Raw genomic sequence first — 23,506 nt, forward strand, 5'->3', positions numbered from 1 at the left:
TTCGTAAACGCAGTGCGAAAAGTGGACAACTCGTCGCGGTCACCTTCCCGAAGGTCACTCAACCCCCAGAACGTCGGGGGTTTTCCAGCCCAGATGCTGCCCGCCATCCACGCACAATAGTTGCCCGGTAACCCCCGGCGCATCAAGGAAATATCCAAGCGCCGCCACGATATCCTCGGGGTTCGATCCACGCCCCAAAACGGTGTTCGCGCGCTGTCGGGTAAAGTGGTCAAGGCTTTGTCGCCCCCCTTGCAGGGTAGGGCCGGGACCGATGGCATTTACCCTGATGCGCGGGGCCAGCGCTTGCGCGGCCGTCTGTGTCAGCGCCCAAAGCCCCATTTTTGCCAGCGTATAGGTCATGAATTCCGGCGTCAGCTTGCGGACGCGCTGGTCGATCAGGTTCACCACCAACCCGGTGGCAACTGGTTCACCGCGCCCGTCGCGCCCGGTCTCGGGGGCTTGCGCGGCAAAGGCCTGCGTCAGCACGAAGGGCGCGCGCAGGTTGCTTTCCATATGTCGATCCCAGCTTTGCCGGGTGGCGCTGGTCAGGGTATCATATTCAAAGATCGAGGCGTTGTTTACCAGAACGGTGAAAGGGCCGCCCAAGGCTTCGGTCGCACGGGGGAACAGGCTTTCGGTTTCAGATTCGACCAGCAGATCGGCCTGCAGCGCGACGGCGCCGCGGCCAAGCGCCTGAACCTGTGCCACGGTTTCCGCAGCACCCGCTGCCGAACCAGCGTAATGCACGGCCACATCATAGCCGCGCCCTGCCAGATAGACCGCCATGGCCTGCCCCAGCCGCTTGCCCGCCCCGGTAACCAGCGCCCGCATCACGACACCAGCGACAAGGTATAGGCGATATAGGCCCCAACCAGGCCGATCCCGGCGAGCTTGCCAATATCCTGTTTGAAGAAAACGAAGGGCACCAGAAGCAACGAGACAGCCAGCATGACCCAGTTGTCAAAGCTGAGGATTTGGGCCGGAACCTCCATCGGGGCGATGGTCGCGGTGATGCCCAGAATACAAAGGATGTTGAAGATGTTCGATCCGATCACATTGCCGATCGCCACATCGGCCTGTTTGCGGAAGGCCGCCATGACGCTGGTCACCAACTCGGGCAGCGACGTGCCGATGGCGACAAGGGTCAGGCCGATCACGGTTTCTGAAACGCCCATTGCGCGGGCAATATTTGATGCACCTTCCACAAGGAAGGATGCACCGAAGCCCAGGCCAATCAGGCCGCCGATGATGAAGCCGGCAATCTGCCAGACCGGCATGTGATCGTCTGCCGGCAGATCATCGGGCTGGGCATCACGATGCGCGCGGGCCTGACGGATATTGTCCCAGATCGAAAGGGCAAGGCAGGCAAGCAGGATCAGGCCGTGCCACCAGGTGATCGGGCCGAACTGGCTCAGCACCACGAACAACACGGCAGTGGCCAGCATCACGACATAGCCGCGCCGGGTATCAATCCGGCTTGTGTGAATGGTGGCGATCAGCGCGGGCAGACCGAGGATCAGCAGGATATTGGCGATGTTCGATCCGACGACATTGCCAAGCGCGATCCCGGCCTGCCCGTTCAGCGCGGCATTGACGGAAACCAGCAGCTCGGGTGCGGATGTGCCAAAGGCAACAACGGTCAGACCCACGATCAGTGCGGGAATCCCCAGTTTCAAGGCCAGCGCGACAGCACCTTTCACCAGCCCATCGCCACCCAAGACGAGCAGGACAAGCCCCGCCGCCACATAGAGAAGATCCATTCCCACCGTACTATCCCTTGTTCGCGCCGCAGGGGCAGGGCCCCTTGCCGATCCTGTGCCGTCCGCATTTAGGGCAGGTTTGCGCCTTCACAAGTCTGCGAGCGGCATTTCCGACCCGAACCTTGAAGATCATCCCAAGCCCTGCCATGGCCGCCAGAAAGATCAGGATGATCTTGACAAGCATCCGGTTACAGCCCGAACCGGGCAAAGGCTGCGCGATCCTCGATCGCGGCCAGGGTGCCATCGACCGCCGCGCCCGTCAGCCGTTGCATCAACCCGCGCTTTGCCCCCATCGGCACCAGCTTCACCTTGTCGCCATGCAGGGCCTTCATCTTGGGCACCAGATGGGCCACCCCATCGGCCAGCCCCAGATCGACAGCTTGCTGCCCCACCCAGACATCGGCATTGAACAGGTCCGCCGCTGCATCCAGCCGGGCGCCGCGCCGGGCCTGCACATGGGCGATAAACGCCTTGTGGATCGGTTCTTGCAAGGCACGCAGCCTGGCCTCGTCTTCCGGTTTGGCAGGCAGGAAGGGATCGGCCAGCGATTTGGACCGCCCGGCGGTAACGACCCGCCGTTCGATCCCCTGCCGCTGCATCAGGTCGTGAAAACCGAAACCGGCAAAGATCACCCCGATGGAACCGACAATCGAACTGTCATCCACCCAGATTTCATCCGCCGCGCAGGCCAGCCAATAGCCGCCAGATGCGGCAACATCTTCGACGAAGGCATGAACCTTGACGCCCTTTTCATCGGCCAGACGGCGGATGCGGGCGGCGATCAGGCTGGATTGCACCGCCGAGCCCCCGGGCGAGTTGATCACCAGCGCAAGGGCCGTGGGCTTCATCCTGAAGGCCCGCTCGATCAGGGGGGCAAGGGCGGCATCGTTCAGCCCGGCGCTGAAGCGCCCGCCACTGCCGATGGCGCCCTGCAGGCGGATCACCGGCACGACCGGCGGCTTTTTCACAAAGGGGATGCGGAATGTCATGCCCAAGGATGTAAGGGTCGGCGGGCAGGCAAGCAAGGCCGATGGCGCATATAAGGATCGGCGATCCATCCGCCTTGCGTGGCTGGCGATGACCTGCCAAGACTGCCCCATGATCGACAAGCTGGAAATGTTCATCGCGCTGGCCAATGAGGGCCATTTCGGACGTGCTGCCGAAGTTTGCCGCGTGACCCAGCCCACTCTGTCATCGGCCATCAAGCAACTGGAAGATCAGCTTGGTGTGCAACTGGTTTTTCGCGGATCGCGGTTTCAGGGCCTGACCCCCGAAGGCCAGCGGGTGCTGGATCGCGCCCGCCGCATCGTAGCCGACACCCGGGCATTGCGCGACGAGATGCGCAGCCTGAAACAGGGCCTTGCAGGCAATCTGCGCATCGGCGTCATTCCGACCGCCTTGCCCATGGTGGCCAGCCTGACCGCACCCTTCACACATCGCCATCCGAATGTGGGTGTCACGATCCTGTCGCGCACCAGTGCCGAGATTCTGACCGGGCTTGAACGGCTCGATCTGGATGCGGGCATCACCTATCTGGACAATGAACCCCTGGGCCGGGTGGCGCAGGTGCCGCTTTACACCGAGTTCTACCGCCTGCTTTGTGCGACCGGCAGCCCGCTGGCAAATCGCGACCGGGTGACCTGGGCTGAATTGGCCGATCTGCCCCTGTGTCTACTGACGCCCGACATGCAGAACCGCCGTATCGTGACGCAGCATCTGGCCGAGGCCGGGGTGCGGGTCAGCCCCGGGGTCGAATCCAATTCCACCATCACCCTGCTGGCCCATGTGATGACGGGCCGCTGGCTGTCGATCCTGCCCAAGAAACTGGCCGATCTTTTCGCGGCGTCGGGTGGATTGCGCGCCATCCCGATCGTGAATCCCGAGGCCGAACATCTGGTCGGCCTTGTGGCGCCGCATCGCGATCCGCCGACCCCGCTGATCGCGGCCCTGTTGGAAACGGCGCGGCGGGCGGCCGAGGTGAAGGGTTGATAGGTTTTATCTATCAACTGACGACTTTCCATTATTGAATTTCAATCAACCCCGCGTCACCTTGGGTAAAAGCCAACTTTGCCTTGCCAGAGGTCAGCCATGCAGGACGATGCCGCCATCATCGCGCGGGTGAATGAAATCATCATCGCGCATCACGGGATGGAAGGGCCGCTTCTGCCGATCCTTCATGCCATTCAGGCCGATTTCGGCCATGTGCCGCAGGCCGCGCTGCCGGTGATCGCGCAGCACCTGTCGCTGTCCAAGGCCGAGGTGCATGGCGTGATGAGCTTTTATCACGACTTCCGCGAACAGCCCGCAGGCAAGCATGTGGTCAAGCTGTGCCGGGCCGAATCGTGCCAGTCCATGGGCGCGGATCGGGTGGCCGCCCATGCGCAGCACCGTCTGGGGATCGAATGGCACGAAACCACGCTGGATGGGGCCGTGACGCTGGAACCGGTGTTCTGTCTGGGCCTGTGCGCCTGCGCGCCCGCCGCCATGGTCGATGGCCGTCTGGTGGGCCGGGTCGATGAGGCGCGGTTCGATGCCTTGCTGGAAGAGGTGCGCTGATGCTGACGATCTATGTTCCCCGTGACGCAGCGGCCAAGGCGCTTGGTGCCGAAGAGGTGGTTGCCGCCATCCGCGCCGAGGCAGATCGCCGTGGTCAGGCGGTCACGATCATCCGCAACGGATCGCGCGGGATGGTCTGGCTGGAACCGCTGGTCGAAGTGGTGACCGATCAGGGCCGCATGGCCTTTGGCCCCATGGTGCCAGGTGCAGTTGCGCAGATTTTCGACGGGGGTCCGCTGGCGCTTGGCCGGACGGAAGATCTGCCCTGGATGCGGGCGCAGACCCGGCTGACCTTTGCCCGTGTCGGCGTCATCGACCCGCTGTCGCTGGACGATTACAAGGCGCATCACGGGTTGAAGGGGCTGGAACGCGCGCTGTCGCTGTCGCAGGCCGAGATCGTGGCCGAGGTGACGGCATCGGGCTTGCGCGGGCGCGGTGGCGCGGGGTTCCCGACCGGCATCAAATGGAAAACCGTTTCCGACGCCAAGGCCGATCAGAAATACATCGTTTGCAACGCGGATGAGGGCGACAGCGCCACCTTTGCCGACCGGATGCTCATGGAGGGCGACCCCTTCACGCTGATCGAAGGCATGGCAATTGCGGGCATCGGCTGCGGCGCGACCAAGGGATATGTCTATATCCGGTCCGAATATCCCGATGCGATCGAAGTCATGTCTGCCGCCATCGCCATCGCCCGGCGCGAGGGCCTGTTGGGGGCCTCTATCCTTGGATCAGGCCGCGCCTTCGACATGGAGGTGCGCGTCGGAGCGGGCGCCTATGTTTGCGGTGAAGAAACCAGCCTGCTGAACAGCCTTGAAGGCAAGCGCGGCACGGTGCGCGCCAAGCCGCCGCTGCCCGCGCTGGAAGGTTTCATGGGCAAGCCGACGGTGGTGAACAATGTCATTTCGCTGGCATCTGTCCCGGTCATCTTTGAACGCGGGGCCCAGTTCTATGCCGATTTCGGGCTGGGCCGGTCGCGTGGCACCATTCCGCTGCAGATCGCGGGCAATGTGAAGCATGGCGGCTTGTACGAAATCGCCTTTGGCCTGACGCTGGGCGAGATCGTGGACAAGATTGCCGGTGGCACCGCCACGGGCCGCCCGGTCAAGGCGGTGCAGGTGGGCGGGCCGCTAGGGGCCTATTTCCCACGCGCGCTGTTCGATACGCCCTTTGGCTATGAGGATTTCGCGGGCAAGGGCGGGCTGATCGGCCATGCCGGTCTGACCGTGTTCGACGACAGCGCCGACATGCTGTCCATGGCGCGCTTTGCCATGGAGTTCTGCGCCATCGAATCCTGTGGCAAATGCACCCCCTGCCGCATCGGCGCCGTGCGCGGCATGGAAACCATCGATAGGATCGGCAAGGGCGATGCAAGTGCCGTGCCGCTGCTGACCGACCTGTGCGAGACGATGAAATCCGGCTCGCTCTGCGCGCTTGGGGGCTTCACGCCCTATCCCGTGATGTCTGCCCTGACCCATTTCCCCGACGACTTCGCCGCCAACGCCAAAGAGGCCGCCGAATGAAAGACTTCATCATCCCCGACCGCGATTTCGGCACGAAAGCCTCGAAATCGAAAACCATGGTGACGCTGACCATCGACGGGTTCGAGGTCACGGTGCCCGAGGGCACAAGCATCATGCGCGCCGCCGCCGAGATCGGCATTTCGGTGCCCAAGCTGTGTGCGACCGACAGTCTGGATGCCTTCGGGTCGTGCCGGCTCTGTCTGGTGGAAATCGAAGGGCGCAATGGTACCCCGGCCTCCTGCACCACGCCGGTTGCCCCGGGCATCAAGGTGCAGACCCAGACCGGCAAGCTGAAACAGCTCCGCCGCGGGGTGATGGAGCTTTACATCTCGGACCATCCGCTGGATTGCCTGACCTGTGCGGCCAATGGCGATTGCGAATTGCAGGACATGGCCGGGGCCGTGGGCCTGCGCGATGTGCGCTACGACGCGGTGGACACCCATTTTCGCGCCCGTAACACCAGCGGCGAGGCCAATCCGCAATGGTTGCCCAAAGACGACAGCAACCCCTATTTCAGCTATGATCCCAGCAAGTGCATTGTCTGCTCGCGCTGTGTGCGGGCCTGCGAAGAGGTTCAGGGCACCTTTGCGCTGACGATCGAAGGCCGGGGCTTTGACAGCCGGGTGTCATTCGGGGCGAAATCCGACAATGCGCTGGCATCGGATTGCGTGTCTTGCGGGGCCTGCGTGCAGGCCTGCCCGACCGCGACGCTGACCGAAAAGTCGGTGATCGACATCGGCACGCCCGATCGCAGCATCGTGACGACCTGCGCCTATTGCGGCGTGGGCTGCCAGTTCAAGGCCGAAATGCGCGGCGACGAACTGGTGCGCATGGTGCCCTACAAACATTCGAAATCGAACCGGGGCCATAGCTGCGTGAAGGGGCGCTTTGCCTATGGCTATGCGAGCCACAAGGACCGCATCCTGAATCCGATGATCCGTGACACGATCAACGACCCATGGCGTGAAGTCAGCTGGGCCGAGGCGATGGAATTCGCGGCGAACCGGATGAAGGCCATTCAGGAGAAGTATGGCCGCCAGTCGGTCGGCGTGATCACTTCCAGCCGCTGCACCAATGAAGAAGCCTATCTGGTGCAAAAGCTGACCCGTGCGGTGTTTCGCAACAACAACACCGATACCTGCGCCCGTGTCTGCCATTCGCCCACCGGCTATGGTCTGGGCCAGACCTTCGGCACCTCGGCCGGTACGCAGGACTTCGACTCGGTCGAGGCGGCGGATGTCATCATGGTGATCGGCGCCAACCCCCATGCCGGCCATCCGGTCTTTGCCAGCCGGATGAAGAAGCGGCTGCGGCAGGGTGCCAAGCTGATCGTCATCGACCCGCGCCGTACCGAAACGGTGGAAGGGCCACATTACCGCGCCATGCACCATCTGGCCCTGACGCCGGGAACGAACGTGGCTATCGTCTCCGCGCTGGCCCATGTCATCGTGACCGAAAAGCTGTACAACGAGGACTTCATCCGCAGCCGCTGCGATTGGGATGAATTCCAGGATTATGCCGAATTCATCAGCGATGCGAAGCACAGCCCCGAGGCGGTGTCACTGCTGACCGGCGTTCCGGCCGAAGAAATCCGCGGTGCGGCCCGGCTTTATGCCACCGGCGGCAATGCGGCGATCTATTACGGGCTGGGTGTGACCGAACACAGCCAAGGTTCGACCACCGTGATCGGCATCGCCAACCTTGCCATGCTGACCGGCAATATCGGTCGCCCCGGCGTGGGCGTGAACCCGCTGCGCGGCCAGAACAACGTGCAGGGCAGCTGCGACATGGGGTCATTCCCGCATGAATTGCCGGGCTATCGCCATGTGAAGAACGCCGACGTGCGCGCGATCTATGAACAGGCCTGGGGCGTGACCATCGACCCCGAACCCGGTCTGCGTATCCCCAACATGCTGGATGCGGCGGTCGAAGGCAGCTTCAAGGGCCTGTATTGCCAGGGTGAGGACATCCTGCAATCCGACCCCGATACCAAGCATGTTGCGGCGGGTCTGGCGGCGATGGAATGCGTGATCGTGCATGACCTGTTCCTGAACGAAACCGCGAACTATGCCCATGTCTTCTTCCCTGGATCGTCCTTCCTGGAAAAGGACGGCACCTTCACCAATGCAGAACGCCGCATCAACATGGTGCGCAAGGTGATGGCACCGAAGCAGGGCTATGCCGATTGGGAAGTGACCCAGATGTTCGCCCGCGCCATGGGGGCCGACTGGACCTATACCCACCCGTCACAGATCATGGCCGAAATTGCCATGACCACACCGAGCTTTGCCGGGGTCGATTACGAAAAGATCGAAACCATGGGATCGGTGCAGTGGCCCTGCAACGAAAAGGCCCCCGAAGGCACGCCGCTGATGCATATCGACGGGTTCGTGCGCGGCAAGGGCAAGTTCATCCGCACCGAATATGTGGCAACCGATGAAAAGACCGGACCGCGCTTCCCGCTGCTGCTGACCACCGGGCGTATCCTGAGCCAGTATAACGTCGGCGCGCAGACACGGCGCACCGAAAACGTGGTCTGGCACCCGGAAGACGTGCTGGAAATCCACCCGCATGATGCCGAAAACCGTGGCATCCACGAAGGGGATTGGGTCCGTCTGGCCAGCCGGTCGGGCGAGACCACGCTGCGCGCCACGATCACCGACAAGGTGTCGCCCGGTGTCGTCTATACCACCTTTCACCATCCGGTGACGCAGGCCAATGTCATCACCACCGATTTCTCGGACTGGGCGACGAATTGCCCGGAATACAAGGTGACAGCGGTGCAGGTCAGCCCGTCGAACGGCCCGTCGGAATGGCAGGAAGAATATGCTGCGCAGGCCACGCTGTCGCGGCGGATCGCGGCGGCCGAATGATGGACAGCCACCGCCCGCTTCCGCGTCTGGCCTTCACGGCGGGGGCCTTGCGCCCCGGCAGCCGTGACCTGCCCGAGGAAGTGGCGGTGGCGCTGTCCTACAATGGATCGACCCATGCGGTGATGATGGCGACGCCGTCCGATCTGGAGGATTTTGCCAAAGGGTTCACCCTGACCGAGGGCATTGCCGCGCTGGACGAGATCGACAGCATCACCGCAGTCGAAACCCCGCGCGGCATTGATCTGCAGATATGGTTGGCCGATCCTGCCGCCGACCGGCAGGCCAAGCGGCGGCGTAGCATGGCCGGGCCGGTGGGTTGCGGGCTGTGCGGGATCGACAGCCTGGACGAGGCGATGCGCAGCCCGCGCCCGGTGCCCCGGTCGGATTTCGCCATGTCGCCTGCGCAGGTCATGGCGGCCATGGCCGATCTGGAGGCCCATCAACCGTTGCATGACATCACCCGCGCAGCCCATTGCGCGGCGCTTTGGGCCGATGGCGGTATCATTGCCGCGCGCGAGGATGTGGGCCGCCACAATGCGCTGGACAAGCTGATCGGCGCGACCGCGCCGCTGCATGCTGCGGCATTGGTGCTGACCTGCCGCACCTCGGTCGATATGGTGCAGAAGGCCTGCGCGGCGGGCTTTCCGGTGCTGATCGCCGTGTCTGCCCCGACCGCCGCTGCCGTTACCCTGGCCGATCAGGCGGGGCTGACCCTGATCGCGCTTGCCCGGCCTGACCGGTTCGAGATTTTCACCCATCCCCACCGCATTGCCCCCCAAGAGGCCGCCCATGTCGCATGACGCCAGCTGGCAGACCAAACTCATCACCATGGCCAACCAGATCGCCCGGTTCATGGAAAGCAAGCCCCATGCCGAAGGCGTGGCCGGGCTGGCCAATCACATCAACGATTTCTGGGAGCCCCGGATGCGCCGCCAGCTGTTCGAGCTGATCGATGCAGGCGGGGCCGGATTGCGCCCGCTTGTTCTGGATGCGGCTGGCCTGATCCGCCGCCCCGTTGCCGCTTGATCTGATTGTGCGCCCGAGTGCCCCCGGGCGCAAGCCATGTGTCTGGCCCGGCTGACGGCGGGCCGGTGGCTCCGGCCGGAAAATCTGGGCCAAGATGAAGGCGCGGTCAGCCGAAACGGCGGCGGGCATCCAGCGCAAGGCCCAGACCAACAGCGCCGAAATCATCTCCGCGATGTTGTTGCGCATCGGGCAGCATTCGGGTGACAAGGGTGCGCAGCGCGGGCAAGCGGCTGGAGCCACCGGTCAGGAAGACCGAGCCGACGGCATCGGCCTTCACGGCGCCTTGGGTCAGAACGCCGGAAATCAGCGCCTGCAGTCGGGCAAGCCCGGGGGCCAGAGCCGTTTCGAACCCGTCACGCCGGACCATCGGATTGGGGGCGCCGCAGAGCGGGCCCAGCATCAGCCGCGCGGCTTCGCTGCCCGACAGCGCGATCTTGACCCGTTCGACCTCAATCGCCAGAGCATGCCCGTTGCGCTCGGCCACCAGCCGGGCCAGCCGGTCCAGCAGATCAGGGCGGTCGATTTCATGGCGCAGGGCCTTGAGATCGGATTCAACTTGCCGGGTGTAGAGCGCATTGATCCGGTGCCATGTGGCCAGATCAAGAAAGTAATGCCGGGGCATCGTGCCGGTGCCGCCCTTGGTCGCCGCACCAAACCCCAGATGCGGCATCGCTTCGGCCAGGCTGAGCGCGCGGTCGAAATCGGTGCCGCCCAGCCGGATCCCGTCATTGCCCAAGATATCGCCAGCGCGATCCGCGGCGCGGGCGCGTTCCGGCCCAAGACGGATCAGCGATACATCCGAGGTGCCGCCGCCAATATCAACGATCAGCACCAGTTCCTCATCCGTCAGCCCGGCTTCATGCGCCAGGCCGGCGGCAATGGGTTCATATTGGAACCCCACCTCGGCAAAACCCAGATCACGGGCCATGCCAGCCAGCACGGATTCTGCCCGCGCATCGGCCTCGGGGTCATTGTCCACGAAATGCACCGGGCGGCCCATCACCACGGCGCGGGCTTCGGGCGCTGCGGCCCGCAGATGGGAAAGATATCGGCCCAGCACCTCGCGGAAGGTCACGCTACGGTTGCCGATCCGGGTGCGGTCTTCGATCAGGCCTGACCCCAGCGTGGATTTCAGCCCGCGCATCAGGCGCCCCGCTTCATGGTCCAGATAGGCGGCGATGGCGGCCCGGCCGAAGATCGGTGGCTCATCCTCGGGCCAGAACACAGCGGATGGCAGGGTGTTTTCATCCCCTTCCAGCGTGATCAGTCGTGCGCCCTGGGCATCGGCGATGCCAAGGGTGGAGTTCGAGGTGCCGAAATCGATCCCGCAACTGTGCATCCTGATCCTCCGGGTGAAAGGCGGTTGACCTAGCGCGCGACGCCCGATGTGTAAAGCCATGCTTGCAGGCGGGCGCCATCCGCATATGACCCCCTTCCCCCCGCGCCAGCCATCCGCTACGACTTGGCGCATGAGATGGACGCTGCCCAATATCCTGACGGTTCTGCGCCTGCTTGCCGCGCCCGGCGTTGCGGTGATGTTTCTGTATTTTCACCGGCCATGGGCGGACTGGTTCGCGCTCACGCTGTTCATCTGTGCTGCGATCACCGATTGGTTCGATGGCTATCTGGCGCGGCTGTGGAAGCAGGAATCTAAGTTCGGCGCCATGCTTGACCCGATTGCCGACAAGGCGATGGTGGTGATCGCCATCATGGTCATCACCGGCTATTCCGGCATGAACCCCTGGCTGATCCTGCCCGCGACGGTGATCCTGTTTCGCGAGGTTTTCGTTTCGGGTCTGCGCGAATTTCTGGGGGACAAGGCCGGGCTTCTGAAGGTCACCCGGCTGGCCAAGTGGAAGACGACCGCGCAAATGGTGGCGATTGCGGTGCTGTTTCTGGGCACCGGGCTTGAATATCTGGAGGGTATTGCCATGCAGGGCATGACCCCCGAACAATATGCCGATGCGGTGGCCCAGGGGCTGGCCGATCCGATCCGCACCTGTGGCAAGCGCGATTGTGCGACCTTTGCCACCAATGCCGGGCTGGTCTTGATCTGGATCGCTGCGGCGCTGACCTTCCTGACTGGCTGGGATTACTTCCGCAAATCCCTGCCCTTCCTGAAGGATCACTAGAATGATCGACGTGCTGTATTTTGCCTGGTTGCGGGAACGCGTTGGCGCCCCGCGCGAACAGCTGGAAACGCAGGCGGCAACCGTGGCCGATCTGGTGACCGAACTTGCCGCCCGGTCCGAAGGCCATGCGCTGGCCTTTGAGAACCTGCAGGGGTTGCGGGTGGCACTGGATCAGGAACTGGCCGATTTCGCAGCCCCCTTGGCTGGCGTGCGTGAAGTGGCCTTCTTCCCGCCGATGACCGGGGGCTGAGCCATGCGCTTGCAGGTTCAGAGCGGGGCCTTTGACACCGGAGCCGAGACCAACCGCTTTCTGGCCGGTCTTGCGCATGCGGGTGCAGCCGTAACCTTCACCGGGTTGGTGCGGGACAATGGGGGCGATCTGTCGGCGATGGAGATCGAACATTACCCCGGCATGACCGAACGCGCCATCACTACAATGATGGAAGAGGCCCGTGCCCGCTGGGGGCTGGAGGATGTGCTGGTCATCCACCGCCATGGCAGGCTGGCGGCGCAAGAGCCGATCATGATGGTGGCCACTGCCGCACCCCACAGGGCCGATGCTTTTGCCGCAGCCGAATTCCTGATGGATTATCTGAAATCCCGCGCCCCGTTCTGGAAGAAGGAAATCGGTTCTTCGGGGGCTGCATGGGTGGCGGCCAAGGAAAGTGACGAGGATGCGCTGAAGCGCTGGTAGGTTGCCGGTCGGGCACGCAGCCTCGGGCGATCAGTCTGGAAAGCGCAGATCGAAGCTTGCCCCGGGGCCATCGGGCAGCAAGCTGATCTCGCCCCCATGGGCCTGCATCACATTGCGCGCGATGGTCAGGCCCATGCCAGTGCCCCCCGTATCGCGGGCGGTGGTGAAGAAGGGCGCAAAGATGCGGTCGCGGTTGCCAGGTGAAACGCCGGGACCATCATCCGTCACCACCAACCGCCCCGGCGTTGCTGTCAGGCGCACCGTGCCGGCCCCGTGGCGGGCGGCATTGCCCAAAAGCTGATCCAGCACCACCCGTAGCCCTGCAGCGGATAAAGGCAATGCAACAGTGCCCCCCGCGATCTGCAGCGCCAGCCCCGGATGGGCGGCGCGCAGGGCAGGGGCCATGCTGTCCAGATCGGTCTGACCCTGAAATGCGGGTTCACGCGCGGCGGCCACGGCGCGCAAGGCGGCCAGTTGGGCCTGCATCTGCCGGTTCGCCCCGCTGATCTGGTCCAGCAGTCGCCGGTCTTCCGGGGCCAGATCGCCTTCGGCCAGCAATTCGGCTGCGGCGGCAATGGCGCTGACCGGGGTTTTCAGCTCATGCGTGACATGATCGGTAAAGCTGCGGATCGTGGCTTCGCGGTTCTGCAGCACGCGGCCCATGTCCAGCACGCTTGCCCCAAGGGCGCGCAGTTCCTGGGTGCCGTAATGGTCCAGCGGGGCAGGGGGCGCGCCATGGCGGATGGCGCGAGCTGCTTGTGCAAGGGCGGTGATCGGACGCAAGAGCAGCCGGGCCAGCAACAGCGCCAGCACCAGCGTGGCCAGCGCAATTCCGGCCCCAAGCAGTAGCGCTGCGCGGCGAAAGCCGATCTCTGGGCCCAGATAGCGCAGGGCTACCAGCCCGGCATAAGAAAGCGCTAGTGTCACGGCCAGCGCGCCCCCCAGCACGAGCCAGAGTGGCGGGCGCCATTTGCCTGCCGCTGTCATGTGCATGGCCCGATCCGCAACCCGACGCCATGCAGGGTTTCAACGGCATCCGCAGCCCCGGCCTCGGTCAGTTTGCGACGCAGGTTGCGGATATGGCTGTCCAGCGTGCGGTCGGCCACCGGGCTGCCCGCCCCCCAGATCGCCGTAACCAACTGCCCACGCGTGACCACCTGCCCGCCCGACTGCATCAACCGTGCCAACAGCGTCATCTCCGTGGCGGTGAGGGCAATCACGATTTCGCCGAACCGACAGTCATGCCGCCCGGGATCAAGTTGCAGCCGCCCCCGCACCAGCAGGGAAGATGCGCTGCCCTGCGCGCGTTTCAGGATGGCGCGGGTGCGGGCCACCACTTCGCGCGGGCTGAAGGGTTTGGTTACATAGTCATCGGCCCCCAGTTCCAGCCCCAGAATACGGTCGATCTCTTCATCGCGGGCGCTCAGAAACAGGATCGGTATCTGAGAGAGGGCGCGCAGGCGGCGACACACTTCCAGCCCGTCCATCTCGGGCAGACCGATATCCAGCACCACCAGATCGGGCGCTTCGCGTTGGGCATGGATCAGTGCGCTGCGGCCATCGGCGGCGGTGATCGTGGCAAAACCTGCCCGGTCGAAGGCGATGGTCAGCACTTCGCGCAGCCGGGGGTCATCGTCCACGATCAGGATTTTCATGCAGCCCATCCTCCAATGCCTTCACATAGCGGCGCACGCGCCAATCGCGAAAGCCCCAATCGCGCCAGTCCTGCGTTTCAGGCGGGTCGATCCGGCATCCGATCCGTGCATCCATCAGCGCTGCCGCAGCTGTCGGGCCAAGGGTTTCGCACAGATAATAGCTATCGATCGGGGCACCGCGTCGCAGGGTTTCGCGCACGATCAGATCGGCGAAGTTGATAAAGCAGCACAGATACAACGTGACGATCCCAAGTGCCGCAGCCCGGTGCAGCAGCCAACCATTGTCGCGCCGCAAGGCAATCTGGGCCAGTGTCAGCCCGAGCCCGGCTGCAACCAGCGCCATCCAGATCGCGGCATGGGCGCGCAGATAGGTCACGCCAAAGGCATCGACATAGAGATCCAGCCGCAGCAGGGCCGATCCGACCAATGCCATGTTCTGCACCAGCCACAGCAGAAGCAGCAGGCGCAGCCCGCGGTGTTCGTCGGTCCAGGGCCGCGCTGCCAGGGCAAAGGCCCCGGCCAGAAGCGCAGTCACCAACAGCGGATAGGCGCCACGATGGGCATATGCGGCATGGCTGGTGCCGGGGGGCAATTCGGCCCCGGTCCAGAGAAAGGCGGCATCCATCGCGGTCTGCACGGCGAGGATCAGATTGAACAATACCAACGCCCGGCTGACCGAAGCGGCGTTGACCCCGAAAATGCCGCGTGGGGCGGCGAAGATGGTCCGGTTTTGCGGTCGGGGCGCAGGGGGCAGCAGCAGGGGTAGCAGAATCAGGCCCGACCCGGCCCAGAACATCCCGCGCATTGCAAGGCTTGGGTCCGGGCTGGCGAGAGCCTCGCCCAGCCAGCGTTCCAGAACTGGATTCGCCTCGGCCAAAAGCCCCAGCAGCAGCAGCCCACCCCCGATGGGGAGCGCCCAGCCCCGCAAGATCTGGCCGGATTTCCAGGTGGCGCCTGCGGTTCGGGCGGCGCGGAATTCGGCCTCGAGCAGTGCCAGACCGGCGATCGGTGATCTTGCCAGCAGGCTGCGCGCACCCGCCGCTGCGCCCTGACTTCCAAATGCCAGCCAGCCAAGCGCCACCAGAAGACCGGCCATCCAGAACAGCAGCGACAGCACCTGCAGGTGTTCGACCACCGGCAGGAAGCTGATCCCCAGCAGGATCGCCGGTGCCAGCACCCCGTCGCGACGGCCCCGGCACAGGGCGGCGGCCGCAAAGATCGTGGCCCCGAACAGCACCAGCGACAGCCCGGCTTCGTGTTGCCAGAACAGCGCATCGGCGAGGATCACCAGCCCTGCGGCCGACCAAAGCGCCCGCCGCCCCGGACGGCGCGCGGGGGGCGTTTCCGGGGTGGTTTCGGGCGGCTGGTCATCCAGCCACCAGCCATCCCGCAGGATGGCATTGGGTATTCCGGTGCTGATCCAATCCTGTGGCATCGCCAGTCTCCTGTTGTTGACAGGACAGGGATGCCGCAGGTGCTGTGCAGCCCCGGCGCAGCGGTCGTGCAGGTTTTGTGCAGATCAGCCGAAAAGCCCTTGCCAGCAGGGTTGCAGATCGCCGGGCATGGGGCGCGCTTCATGAACTGCGCGGGCAATGGCGCGCGACAGGCAGGCCGCTGCGGCATGACCGATCTGATACAGGTCTCGGATCGGTTCGGCCATCGGGCGGGCCCCGGTTGCGGCCGCAAAGACCAGATCGCCATCCAGCAACGTATGCGATGGCACGATGGCCCGGGCCATCCCGTCTTGCGCCGCAGTGGCGACGCGCAGCGCTTCGGCCTGTGTCAGTGCCGCATCGGTTGCGACAATGGCGATGGTAGTCGCCTCGCCCTGCTGCTTCATCGGCAGCGAATCGGCGGCGGGGGGGAAGCTGGCGGGCAGACCCAACCCGCCGAATTCGGCCTCCATCTCCCACGGGGCGGCCCAGAAATGCGGCCCATTGCCCACTGTGACCGACCCGAGCGCATTGACCACGACCAGCGCGGCAACGGTAATCCCGCTGTCCAGCACTGCCGAGGCCGACCCAAGCCCGCCCTTCAGCCAACCTGTTGCCGCGCCATAGCCTGCGCCGGCTGTGCCAAGCGCGAAATCAGGCGCAGCCGCCTGCAGCGCGGCCAGCCCCAGATTGGAATAGGGATTGCGCTGCCAGCCCTTGTCGCCGCCATTCAGCAGATCAAAGACAATTGCCCCGGGCACGATGGGCACGCGCTGATGCCCGACTGCGAACCCCCGCCCCATCGCGCGCAACCCGTCTGCGACGCCGGAAGCCGCATCCAGCCCAAAGGCCGACCCGCCCGACAGCGTGATCGCATCAACCTGTTGCACCAGCCTGTCGGGCGCCAGCAGATCGGTTTCCCGCGTGCCGGGGGCGCCGCCCATGATGCTGACTGCAGCCGTAAAGGGCTGATCGGCCAGCAGCACCGTACAGCCAGACCGCAGGTCTGCGTCATGGGCATGACCCACACGCAGCCCTGCGACATCGGTGATCAGGTTCCGTTCGCCCCGCCGCATGATACCCCCGTTGCAACCTGCCTTCAGGCTGCACCCGGCAGGCACGGCGGGGCAAGACCGAAACCGGGGTGCAGATCAGAAATCGAAGATCTCGCCCAGCAGGCTTTTGCGCTTCTTGGGTTTGTAGCCCCTGCGATAATCGTCGTCATCGTCATCATGGTCGCGCCGATAGCCGCCCCGTGGCGGTTCTGGCATGTAATGCTGGGGCTGCGGCGGGGGCATCTGCGGTTGAACCGGTGCCACCATCGGCTGCGGCACCACCGGCACGGCGGCGCTGCGTTCGATGATCTTGTCCAACTCGCCCCGGTCCAGCCAGATACCACGGCATTTGGGGCAATAATCGATCTCGATTCCCTGACGATCCATCATCACCAGGGTTTCATTGTCCACAGGGCAGCGCATGGTCACTCCTTTGCAGCTTTGCACAGATGTGGGGGCCGCAGGCGCACAGACAAGTGTAGGCCTGCCAACTTGTGACCGCACCCCGCACGGCATAGCTTGCAGATCAGTGAACAGGGAGCATCCGATGACTGACCCGACCTATACCCCGCCCAAAGTCTGGACCTGGGACAAGGATAATGGCGGCAAGTTCGCCTCGACCAACCGCCCGATTGCCGGGGCCACGCATGAGGCCGAATTGCCGCGCGGCCAGCACGACCTGCAGCTGTATTCTCTGGCCACGCCCAATGGGCAGAAGGTCACCATCATGCTGGAGGAACTGGTCGAAGCCGGGCTTCTGGCCGATTACGACGCATGGCTGATCCAGATTTCCGGCGATCAGTTCGGATCGGGTTTTGTGGCGGTGAACCCGAATTCCAAGATCCCGGCGATGATGGATCATTCGGGCGAAACCCCGGTCCGGCTGTTCGAAAGCGGGTCGATCCTGATCCATCTTGCTGAGAAGTTTGGGGCTTTTCTGCCCAAATCCGGCCCGGCCCGTACCGAAGTGTTGAACTGGCTGATGTGGCAGATGGGTTCGGCCCCGTTTCTGGGCGGTGGCTTTGGCCATTTCTACGCCTATGCGCCGGAGAAATACGAATACCCGATCAACCGCTATGCGATGGAGACCAAGCGCCAATTGGATGTGCTGGATCGCCGTCTGGCCGAGGTGCCCTTTATTGCCGGTGATGATTATTCGATAGCCGATATGGCGATCTGGCCTTGGTACGGTGGCCTTGTGCTCGGGCGGGCCTATAATGCGGCAGAATTTCTTGATGTGAAATCCTACCGCAATGTCGTGGCCTGGGCCGAAAGGATCGATGCCCGCCCGGCAGTCAAACGTGGCAGGATGGTCAACAAGAATTGGGGGCCCGAAGAAGAACAGGTACCCAACCGCCATTCCGCGACCGATTTCGCGGGCAAGGCGGTCTGAGAGCGGCAGGTAGCTCCGGAAACTGCGCGATATGGCAAATAAGCGCGCGCAGTTTCTTGCATATGCGCTCATGCAATCGTCTTGGTCCGCATCTGGTATGCCAGATGCGGACTTCTACTTACCCCAAGGCCGAAACGGGAAGGGTTCTTGTCTGGATGGTTGTCATCGGTGCCAAGCTTGCTCAGAGGCGGCCACAAATGACGCGTTCAACATGATGACTCTGGCCGGCAGATACGATCCCCCAGACCGGACGGGCTGACGTAAAGTGTGTGACGGCATCAGACCTGCAGTGCGGTGGCCCCAATACGGTGGCATCGCAAGCGCAGCACAATCCTAAACGCAGAGCCAGGTTATCCTGCCATCCGCAGATGCGGGTTCGAATCACCGCCCATTCTTTGGGCGCTACCGGTTGTCTTGAAGCCCGAAACTTGGCGCGAAAGGTTGCGCGCATCGTCGGCGAGCAGGGAGCTGGTCGCCGTCGATTCTTCGACCATCGCCGCATTGCGCTGGGTCACCGTATCTAGATGCGCCACGCTTGTGTTGATTTCACCCAGTGAAACCGACTGTTCCGATGTCACCCGTGCAATCTCCGATATGCCCGAATGGATCTTGGCAACTCCTGCGATGATCTTGTTCAGTTCTTTCCCGGCTTCGCCGACCAGGCCAACCCCTTCGGACACCAGCCGTGAACTTTCGGCGATCAGCCCCCGGATTTCACTTGCCGCAGCCGCAGAGCGCTGCGCCAGCGCGCGGACTTCGGAGGCGACAACAGCGAAACCGCGCCCGGCATCCCCAGCCCGCGCTGCTTCGACGCCAGCATTCAGGGCCAGCAGGTTGGTCTGGAACGCGATGTCATTGATCACCGAGATGATCTGGGCGATCTGCTTGGATGAGCTTTCGATGTCGGACATGGCGCCAATCGCGCTGCTGACCACCTTGCCGCCATTTTCTGCCGTATTGGCGGCCGCGTTGGCCGCGGCTTCCATCTGGGTCGCAACCCCTGCGGTTCCTTTCAGGTTCGAGCTTAGCGTTGCAATTGCAGCGGCAGTCTCGGCCAGGGCAGCTGCCTGAGATTCGGTACGGCGCGACAGGTCGGTCGAAGATTGCTTCAACTCTTCAGCGGCATTCTCAACGGATTGCGACACCTTTCCCACTGTGGCGAGGGCCGTGTTCAGCCCTTCGACCGCCCCATTGAACGCCTTTGCCAACAAAGCCATGTCGGCTGTGCCACAATGGCCGACGCGATGTGTCAGGTCGCCCTGGCTCAAACGATCCAGCGCCACGGAAATCAGATCGATTCCCTTTTGGCGTTCCGTGATGTCGGTGGCAATCTTGATGACCTTCGTCACCTTGCCATCCGCCGCGATATAGGGGGCATAGGTCGCCTGAATCCACACGCTTGCCCCGGATTTTGCGATGCGCCGGAACTGGTTCGAGAAGGATTTGCCCGAACGCAGATCAGCCCAGAAATCCTGATATTCCTTGGTATTGACCTGTTCTGATGGCACGAAGATATGGTGGTGCTTTCCCACGATTTCGTTCAGGGAATACCCCATTACGCGCAGGAAGTTCGCGTTGGCCGTGACCACCTTGCCATCGGGATCGAATTCGATCGTGGCTTGGGATTTGTCGATGACGGAACGGTACACCTCTGCCAGCTCCACGCTTGCGCTGTTGGTCTGGACGTTGGTTTGATGACTTGGCTGTGTCTTCGAGTTCCAGAACATTTACTGTGCTACCTTGTGGCATGTGGCTTTGGCCAGTTAAGGGCGCGGCTCCTAATTTTGTGTGAAGACCAAAGCCGGATTTGTCGCGAAGTTGACTCAGTCATACGAGTTATCGTGGCTGCCCAGGTCGGATTGGCTGCCCGCAAAGCCCTTGGTGGCGAGGGTGGCGGTGTCGTCACTCATGGGTTGAGTGTCGCGGGCCTGACAGATCGTATGGGCTGCAACCCCGATGCCTTTGCCCGGATCAACCGGGCCACAGACCGGGTATGGGGATGGATATGGGCGGGGCGCGAGCGGCCCCGTGCGGCCGGATTGGCAGGTCGCAATACCAAAGTTCAATTGGCCGTCTCGGACGGTTTTCCTACTGTGGCTTATTGGGGAATGGCCCCCAAAGTTAGGGAGGAAATGATGGCTTGGAAGAAACCCACTGCCAAGGCGATTGCCTGCGGTATGGAAATCAACATGTACGGCCCGTCAGAAGACGATCGCCGCCCCGACACCGGGGTCTGATCCGGTTGTTCAGGTGCGACTGATCGTACTTGGGGCAGGCGCTGGCGGTGGCTTGCCCCAATGGAATTGTGCATGCCTGCAATGCGCTGCTGCGCGGAAGGGGCGCATCCCGGGCATGACCCAATCCTCGCTGGCCGTATCGGCAGATGGGCTGGCTTGGGTCTTGCTGAATGCCTCGCCCGACCTGCGCCAGCAGCTTTTTGCGACGCCTGCGCTGCATCCCACCGGGTTGCGCGACAGCCCTGTCAAAGCGGTTGTCCTGACCAATGGCGATGTGGATCACATTGCAGGCCTGTTGACGCTTCGGGAAAAATCGCCGTTCCGGTTGTTTGCCACGCGGGCCACGCTGGATGTGCTGGCAGCCAATTCCGTGTTCGCCGTGCTGGACCCCGAACTGGTGCGCCCCGAGGTGATCACGCTGGATCAGCCGTTTGAACCGCTGCCCGGTCTGGTGATGACACCCCACGCCGTTCCGGGGAAGGTGCCGCTTTACCTGGAAGGCGCAGAGACCGCGCTGAACCTGAAGGCCATGGGTGAACAGACCATCGGGATCACCATTGAAAAGGCCGGCCACAGGGTTGAATACATTCCAGGTTGTGCGGATGTGCCGGATTGGCTGATCGCGCGCTTGGCCAGGTCAGATGTGCTGCTGTTTGATGGCACGATCTGGACCGATGAAGAGATGCTGGCCTCGGGCACCGGCAGGAAGACGGGGGCAAGGATGGGCCATATCGCCATGTCAGGCCCGAATGGGTCGATGGAGCGGCTGGCATCACTGCGCGCGCGCAAACTGTTCATCCATATCAACAATACCAATCCAGCCCTTTTGCCGGATAGCCCTGCACGACAGGCGTTGTTGCGCAATGGCTGGGAACTTGCGCAGGACGGATTAGAAATCACGCTATGACCGCATTCATGACGCCGCCCGCCATCGACGCCCCGCTGCCCCGCGCCGAATTCGAAGCCCGTCTGCGCGCCATTGGCGATGCGCGCTATCATGACAAGCATCCGTTCCATGACAGGCTGCATTCCGGGCAGTGCAGCATGACCGAAGTGCAGGCCTGGGTCATCAACAGATGGCACTATCAAAGCTCGATCCCGATGAAGGATGCGGCCTTCATGTCGCGCTGCCGCGACCCCGATCTGCGCCGGGCATGGCGGTCGCGCATCGATGATCATGACGGCGGGCCCGAGTCTGGCGGCGGTATCCGGCGCTGGTTGAAACTGGCCGAGGGCGTCGGGCTTGATCCGGAGTATGTGGCGTCAGGGGCAGGTGTCATGCCCGCAACGCGCTTTGCGGTGGATGCCTATGTGCGGTTCGTGCGCGATGAGCCGCTGATCGCGGCCATGGCCTCCAGCCTGACCGAGATGTTCGCGCCTGCCATCCATACAAGGCGGATTGACGGGCTGCTGGAACATTACAGCTTTGCCAACCCCGAAACCGTGTCCTACTTTCGTCACCGGTTGACCGAAGCGCCCAAGGATGTGCGCTTCACGCTGGATTGGGTGCTGACCCATGCCGTCACGCGCGCCGATCAGGAGGCGGCGATCGCTGCCCTGACCTTCAAGACCGATGTGCTTTGGGCGCAGCTTGATGCCTTGTGGAATGGCTATGTCGAAGGTCGCATCCCCCCCGGTGCCTGGCAACCGGGCGAAGGGCAAGCACGATGACCGGTGATCTGCGCCCCGTCCTGCCGCGTGGCACCCGGCTGCATCAGGATCGGGTGCGCGGTTCCATGGTCCTGCTTGCGCCGGAACGGGCGCTGATCCTTGATGAGGTTGGCGCGGCCATTCTTGCCGAAGTGGATGGGGTTGCCCCGATTTCGCTGATTGCCGCACGGCTGGCCGGCCGCTATCAGGCCCCGGTCGATGAGATTGCGGCGGATTGCCGGGAATTTCTGCTGGGCCTTGCCTCTGATCGTCTGGTGGATCTTCATGCCGCGTGATGCCGCCCTGCGCCAGGCCCCGCCCATTGCGCTGTTGGCCGAACTGACCCATCGCTGCCCGTTGGCCTGTCCCTATTGCTCCAACCCGCTTGATCTGATTGCGCGCGAGGCAGAACTGGATACCGCCACATGGGCCCGGGTGTTTCACGAGGCCGCCGATCTGGGGGTGCTGCAACTGCACCTGTCGGGGGGCGAACCTGCCTCGCGCCGCGATCTGGAGGAACTGGTGCGCCGGGCGCGCGACGCGGGGCTCTATGTCAACCTCATCACCTCTGGCATTGGCCTGACGGCAGATCGGCTGCGGGCCCTGGTGGATTGCGGGCTGGATCATGTGCAACTGTCATTGCAGGGCATCCGCGCCGACATCGCCGATCGGATCGGCGGCTATCGCGGCGGGTTTGATCGCAAGATGGCGATTGCAGGTGAAGTTGCCCGCCTTGGCCTGCCGCTGACAGTCAATGCGGTCATGCACCGGCACAATATGGATGATCTGGAGGCAACCTTGGCCTTTGCCGCCGATCTGGGCGCGCGGCGGATCGAGGTGGCCTGCGTGCAGTTCTACGGCTGGGCCTTGCCAAACCGTTCAGCCCTGCTGCCCCTACGCGCGCAGGTCGATGCGGCCAAGGCCGTGGTCGAGGCAGCCCGCCCGCGTTATGCCCACCGCATGGCAATCGACTTTGTTCCGCCGGATTATTATGCCGATTTTCCAAAGGCCTGCATGGGCGGCTGGGGGTCAACCGGCCTGAATGTCACGCCTGATGGCACGGTATTGCCCTGCCATGCCGCGGCGACGATCCCGGGGCTGGTCTTTGACCGGGTTCAGGACCGCAACCTGCAAGACATCTGGTATGATGGCGCGGCATTCAATGCCTTCCGGGGCCATGGCTGGATGAAAGACCCCTGCAAAAGCTGCGCCCGGCGCGAGCTGGATCATGGAGGCTGCCGGTGTCAGGCCCTTGCCCTTGCCGGGGATGCGGCGGCGGCTGATCCGGTCTGCCGTCATTCGGCCCATCGCCCTGTGATCGACCGCATCATTGCGACCGAAGGCGAAGCCCCGGCGGCAGATTTCATCTATCGCCGCGCCGGGGCGGCAAGCGGCTGATCCTGCCCGACCTACATGCCAAGATGTCCTGACCTTCAGGGGCCATTCCGGCCCTTGAAGGTCTTGCCTTTTCGGGGGAACCCTTCCGCCCGGAAAAGCGCAAAGGCGCATCCCGGGGGAT

General features: G+C 63.5%; 25 protein-coding genes. 15 read left to right on the top strand and 10 right to left on the bottom strand.

Annotated elements, in window-relative coordinates:
- Positions 1–54: 54 nt before the first annotated feature.
- The 3 genes from V6590_RS07340 to V6590_RS07350 all read right to left on the bottom strand — a co-directional run bounded on the left by V6590_RS07340 (position 55) and on the right by V6590_RS07350 (position 2,749).
- Positions 55–831 (bottom strand): SDR family oxidoreductase, encoded by a 777-nt coding sequence (locus V6590_RS07340; protein ID WP_335421421.1) that lies wholly within the window; start codon positions 829–831, stop codon positions 55–57.
- Positions 831–1,760 (bottom strand): calcium/sodium antiporter, encoded by a 930-nt coding sequence (locus V6590_RS07345; protein WP_335421422.1) that lies wholly within the window; start codon positions 1,758–1,760, stop codon positions 831–833. The genes V6590_RS07340 and V6590_RS07345 overlap by 1 nt, the downstream gene beginning before the upstream one ends.
- Positions 1,761–1,948: 188 nt before the next feature.
- Positions 1,949–2,749, bottom strand: a complete 801-nt coding sequence (locus V6590_RS07350) for a S49 family peptidase (RefSeq protein WP_335421424.1) — start codon at positions 2,747–2,749, stop codon at positions 1,949–1,951.
- Between the two features lie 109 nt (positions 2,750–2,858).
- Here V6590_RS07350 and V6590_RS07355 point away from each other — a divergent pair, with 109 nt between their 5' ends.
- The 6 genes from V6590_RS07355 (at position 2,859) to V6590_RS07380 (ending at position 9,738) form a co-directional block, all read left to right on the top strand.
- Positions 2,859–3,749, top strand: a complete 891-nt coding sequence (locus V6590_RS07355) for a LysR family transcriptional regulator (RefSeq protein ID WP_335421426.1) — start codon at positions 2,859–2,861, stop codon at positions 3,747–3,749.
- Positions 3,750–3,848: 99 nt separating this feature from the next.
- Positions 3,849–4,316: a formate dehydrogenase subunit gamma gene (locus tag V6590_RS07360; RefSeq protein ID WP_335421428.1), complete on the top strand. Its 468-nt coding sequence runs from the start codon at positions 3,849–3,851 to the stop codon at positions 4,314–4,316.
- A 2-nt stretch (positions 4,317–4,318) separates the two neighbouring features.
- On the top strand, positions 4,319–5,839 hold the full coding sequence (locus tag V6590_RS07365) for a formate dehydrogenase beta subunit (RefSeq protein WP_335421728.1): 1,521 nt from the start codon (positions 4,319–4,321) through the stop codon (positions 5,837–5,839).
- Positions 5,836–8,712: a formate dehydrogenase subunit alpha gene (fdhF, locus tag V6590_RS07370; RefSeq protein WP_335421429.1), complete on the top strand. Its 2,877-nt coding sequence runs from the start codon at positions 5,836–5,838 to the stop codon at positions 8,710–8,712. Before V6590_RS07365 ends, fdhF begins: the two co-directional genes overlap by 4 nt.
- Positions 8,709–9,512: a formate dehydrogenase accessory sulfurtransferase FdhD gene (gene fdhD, locus V6590_RS07375; RefSeq protein ID WP_335421431.1), complete on the top strand. Its 804-nt coding sequence runs from the start codon at positions 8,709–8,711 to the stop codon at positions 9,510–9,512. The genes fdhF and fdhD overlap by 4 nt, the downstream gene beginning before the upstream one ends.
- Positions 9,502–9,738, top strand: a complete 237-nt coding sequence (locus V6590_RS07380) for a formate dehydrogenase subunit delta (RefSeq protein WP_335421432.1) — start codon at positions 9,502–9,504, stop codon at positions 9,736–9,738. Before fdhD ends, V6590_RS07380 begins: the two co-directional genes overlap by 11 nt.
- A 106-nt stretch (positions 9,739–9,844) precedes the next feature.
- Here the strand turns inward: V6590_RS07380 and V6590_RS07385 are convergent, their stop codons facing one another.
- Positions 9,845–11,077: an Hsp70 family protein gene (locus V6590_RS07385; RefSeq protein WP_335421434.1), complete on the bottom strand. Its 1,233-nt coding sequence runs from the start codon at positions 11,075–11,077 to the stop codon at positions 9,845–9,847.
- 130 nt (positions 11,078–11,207) lie between these two features.
- Here V6590_RS07385 and pgsA point away from each other — a divergent pair, with 130 nt between their 5' ends.
- Genes pgsA through V6590_RS07400 form a run of 3 tightly spaced genes read left to right on the top strand, consistent with a single transcriptional unit; the run spans position 11,208 to position 12,564 of the window.
- Positions 11,208–11,870, top strand: a complete 663-nt coding sequence (gene pgsA, locus V6590_RS07390; RefSeq protein WP_335421436.1) for a CDP-diacylglycerol--glycerol-3-phosphate 3-phosphatidyltransferase — start codon at positions 11,208–11,210, stop codon at positions 11,868–11,870.
- A 1-nt stretch (position 11,871) separates the two neighbouring features.
- Positions 11,872–12,120, top strand: a complete 249-nt coding sequence (gene moaD / locus V6590_RS07395) for a molybdopterin converting factor subunit 1 (RefSeq protein WP_335421438.1) — start codon at positions 11,872–11,874, stop codon at positions 12,118–12,120.
- 3 nt (positions 12,121–12,123) lie between these two features.
- Positions 12,124–12,564 carry a molybdenum cofactor biosynthesis protein MoaE gene (locus tag V6590_RS07400; protein ID WP_335421439.1) on the top strand — a complete coding sequence of 147 codons (441 nt, stop codon included), beginning with the start codon at positions 12,124–12,126 and terminating at the stop codon, positions 12,562–12,564.
- A gap of 30 nt (positions 12,565–12,594) precedes the next feature.
- Here the strand turns inward: V6590_RS07400 and V6590_RS07405 are convergent, their stop codons facing one another.
- From V6590_RS07405 to V6590_RS07425, 5 genes are all read right to left on the bottom strand, one after another.
- Complete coding sequence (locus V6590_RS07405) at positions 12,595–13,557, bottom strand: sensor histidine kinase (RefSeq protein ID WP_335421441.1); 963 nt, start codon at positions 13,555–13,557, stop codon at positions 12,595–12,597.
- Positions 13,548–14,219, bottom strand: coding sequence for a response regulator transcription factor (locus V6590_RS07410; RefSeq protein WP_335421443.1), 672 nt, complete (start codon positions 14,217–14,219; stop codon positions 13,548–13,550). The genes V6590_RS07405 and V6590_RS07410 overlap by 10 nt, the downstream gene beginning before the upstream one ends.
- Positions 14,194–15,654: a DUF4153 domain-containing protein gene (locus V6590_RS07415; RefSeq protein WP_335421444.1), complete on the bottom strand. Its 1,461-nt coding sequence runs from the start codon at positions 15,652–15,654 to the stop codon at positions 14,194–14,196. Before V6590_RS07415 ends, V6590_RS07410 begins: the two co-directional genes overlap by 26 nt.
- 84 nt (positions 15,655–15,738) lie before the next feature.
- Positions 15,739–16,728, bottom strand: a complete 990-nt coding sequence (locus V6590_RS07420) for a P1 family peptidase (protein ID WP_335421446.1) — start codon at positions 16,726–16,728, stop codon at positions 15,739–15,741.
- 75 nt (positions 16,729–16,803) lie between these two features.
- The gene (locus V6590_RS07425; RefSeq protein WP_335421448.1) at positions 16,804–17,130 is read right to left on the bottom strand and encodes a TFIIB-type zinc ribbon-containing protein; all 327 of its coding nucleotides are present in this window, start codon (positions 17,128–17,130) and stop codon (positions 16,804–16,806) included.
- Between the two features lie 124 nt (positions 17,131–17,254).
- On the opposite strand from V6590_RS07425, the gene yghU reads away from it, so the two are divergent.
- Positions 17,255–18,100 carry a glutathione-dependent disulfide-bond oxidoreductase gene (yghU, locus tag V6590_RS07430; RefSeq protein WP_335421450.1) on the top strand — a complete coding sequence of 282 codons (846 nt, stop codon included), beginning with the start codon at positions 17,255–17,257 and terminating at the stop codon, positions 18,098–18,100.
- A gap of 350 nt (positions 18,101–18,450) precedes the next feature.
- Here yghU and V6590_RS07435 read toward each other — a convergent pair whose 3' ends face one another.
- Complete coding sequence (locus V6590_RS07435) at positions 18,451–19,827, bottom strand: methyl-accepting chemotaxis protein (protein WP_335421452.1); 1,377 nt, start codon at positions 19,825–19,827, stop codon at positions 18,451–18,453.
- Positions 19,828–20,235: 408 nt separating this feature from the next.
- On the opposite strand from V6590_RS07435, the gene pqqA reads away from it, so the two are divergent.
- The 5 genes from pqqA to pqqE are packed head-to-tail and all read left to right on the top strand — an operon-like array spanning position 20,236 to position 23,385.
- Positions 20,236–20,337, top strand: a complete 102-nt coding sequence (pqqA, locus tag V6590_RS07440; RefSeq protein WP_335421731.1) for a pyrroloquinoline quinone precursor peptide PqqA — start codon at positions 20,236–20,238, stop codon at positions 20,335–20,337.
- Between the two features lie 13 nt (positions 20,338–20,350).
- Positions 20,351–21,244: a pyrroloquinoline quinone biosynthesis protein PqqB gene (pqqB, locus tag V6590_RS07445; RefSeq protein ID WP_335421454.1), complete on the top strand. Its 894-nt coding sequence runs from the start codon at positions 20,351–20,353 to the stop codon at positions 21,242–21,244.
- On the top strand, positions 21,241–22,008 hold the full coding sequence (gene pqqC, locus V6590_RS07450; RefSeq protein ID WP_335421456.1) for a pyrroloquinoline-quinone synthase PqqC: 768 nt from the start codon (positions 21,241–21,243) through the stop codon (positions 22,006–22,008). Before pqqB ends, pqqC begins: the two co-directional genes overlap by 4 nt.
- Positions 22,005–22,283, top strand: coding sequence for a pyrroloquinoline quinone biosynthesis peptide chaperone PqqD (gene pqqD, locus V6590_RS07455; protein WP_335421458.1), 279 nt, complete (start codon positions 22,005–22,007; stop codon positions 22,281–22,283). The genes pqqC and pqqD overlap by 4 nt, the downstream gene beginning before the upstream one ends.
- A complete protein-coding gene (gene pqqE, locus V6590_RS07460; RefSeq protein WP_335421733.1) occupies positions 22,273–23,385 on the top strand; it encodes a pyrroloquinoline quinone biosynthesis protein PqqE in 1,113 nt (370 codons plus the stop codon). Before pqqD ends, pqqE begins: the two co-directional genes overlap by 11 nt.
- The last annotated feature ends 121 nt before the right edge of the window (positions 23,386–23,506 follow it).

The sequence above is a fragment of the Gemmobacter denitrificans genome (genome assembly GCF_036964905.1).
Lineage (GTDB): Bacteria > Pseudomonadota > Alphaproteobacteria > Rhodobacterales > Rhodobacteraceae > Gemmobacter > Gemmobacter denitrificans.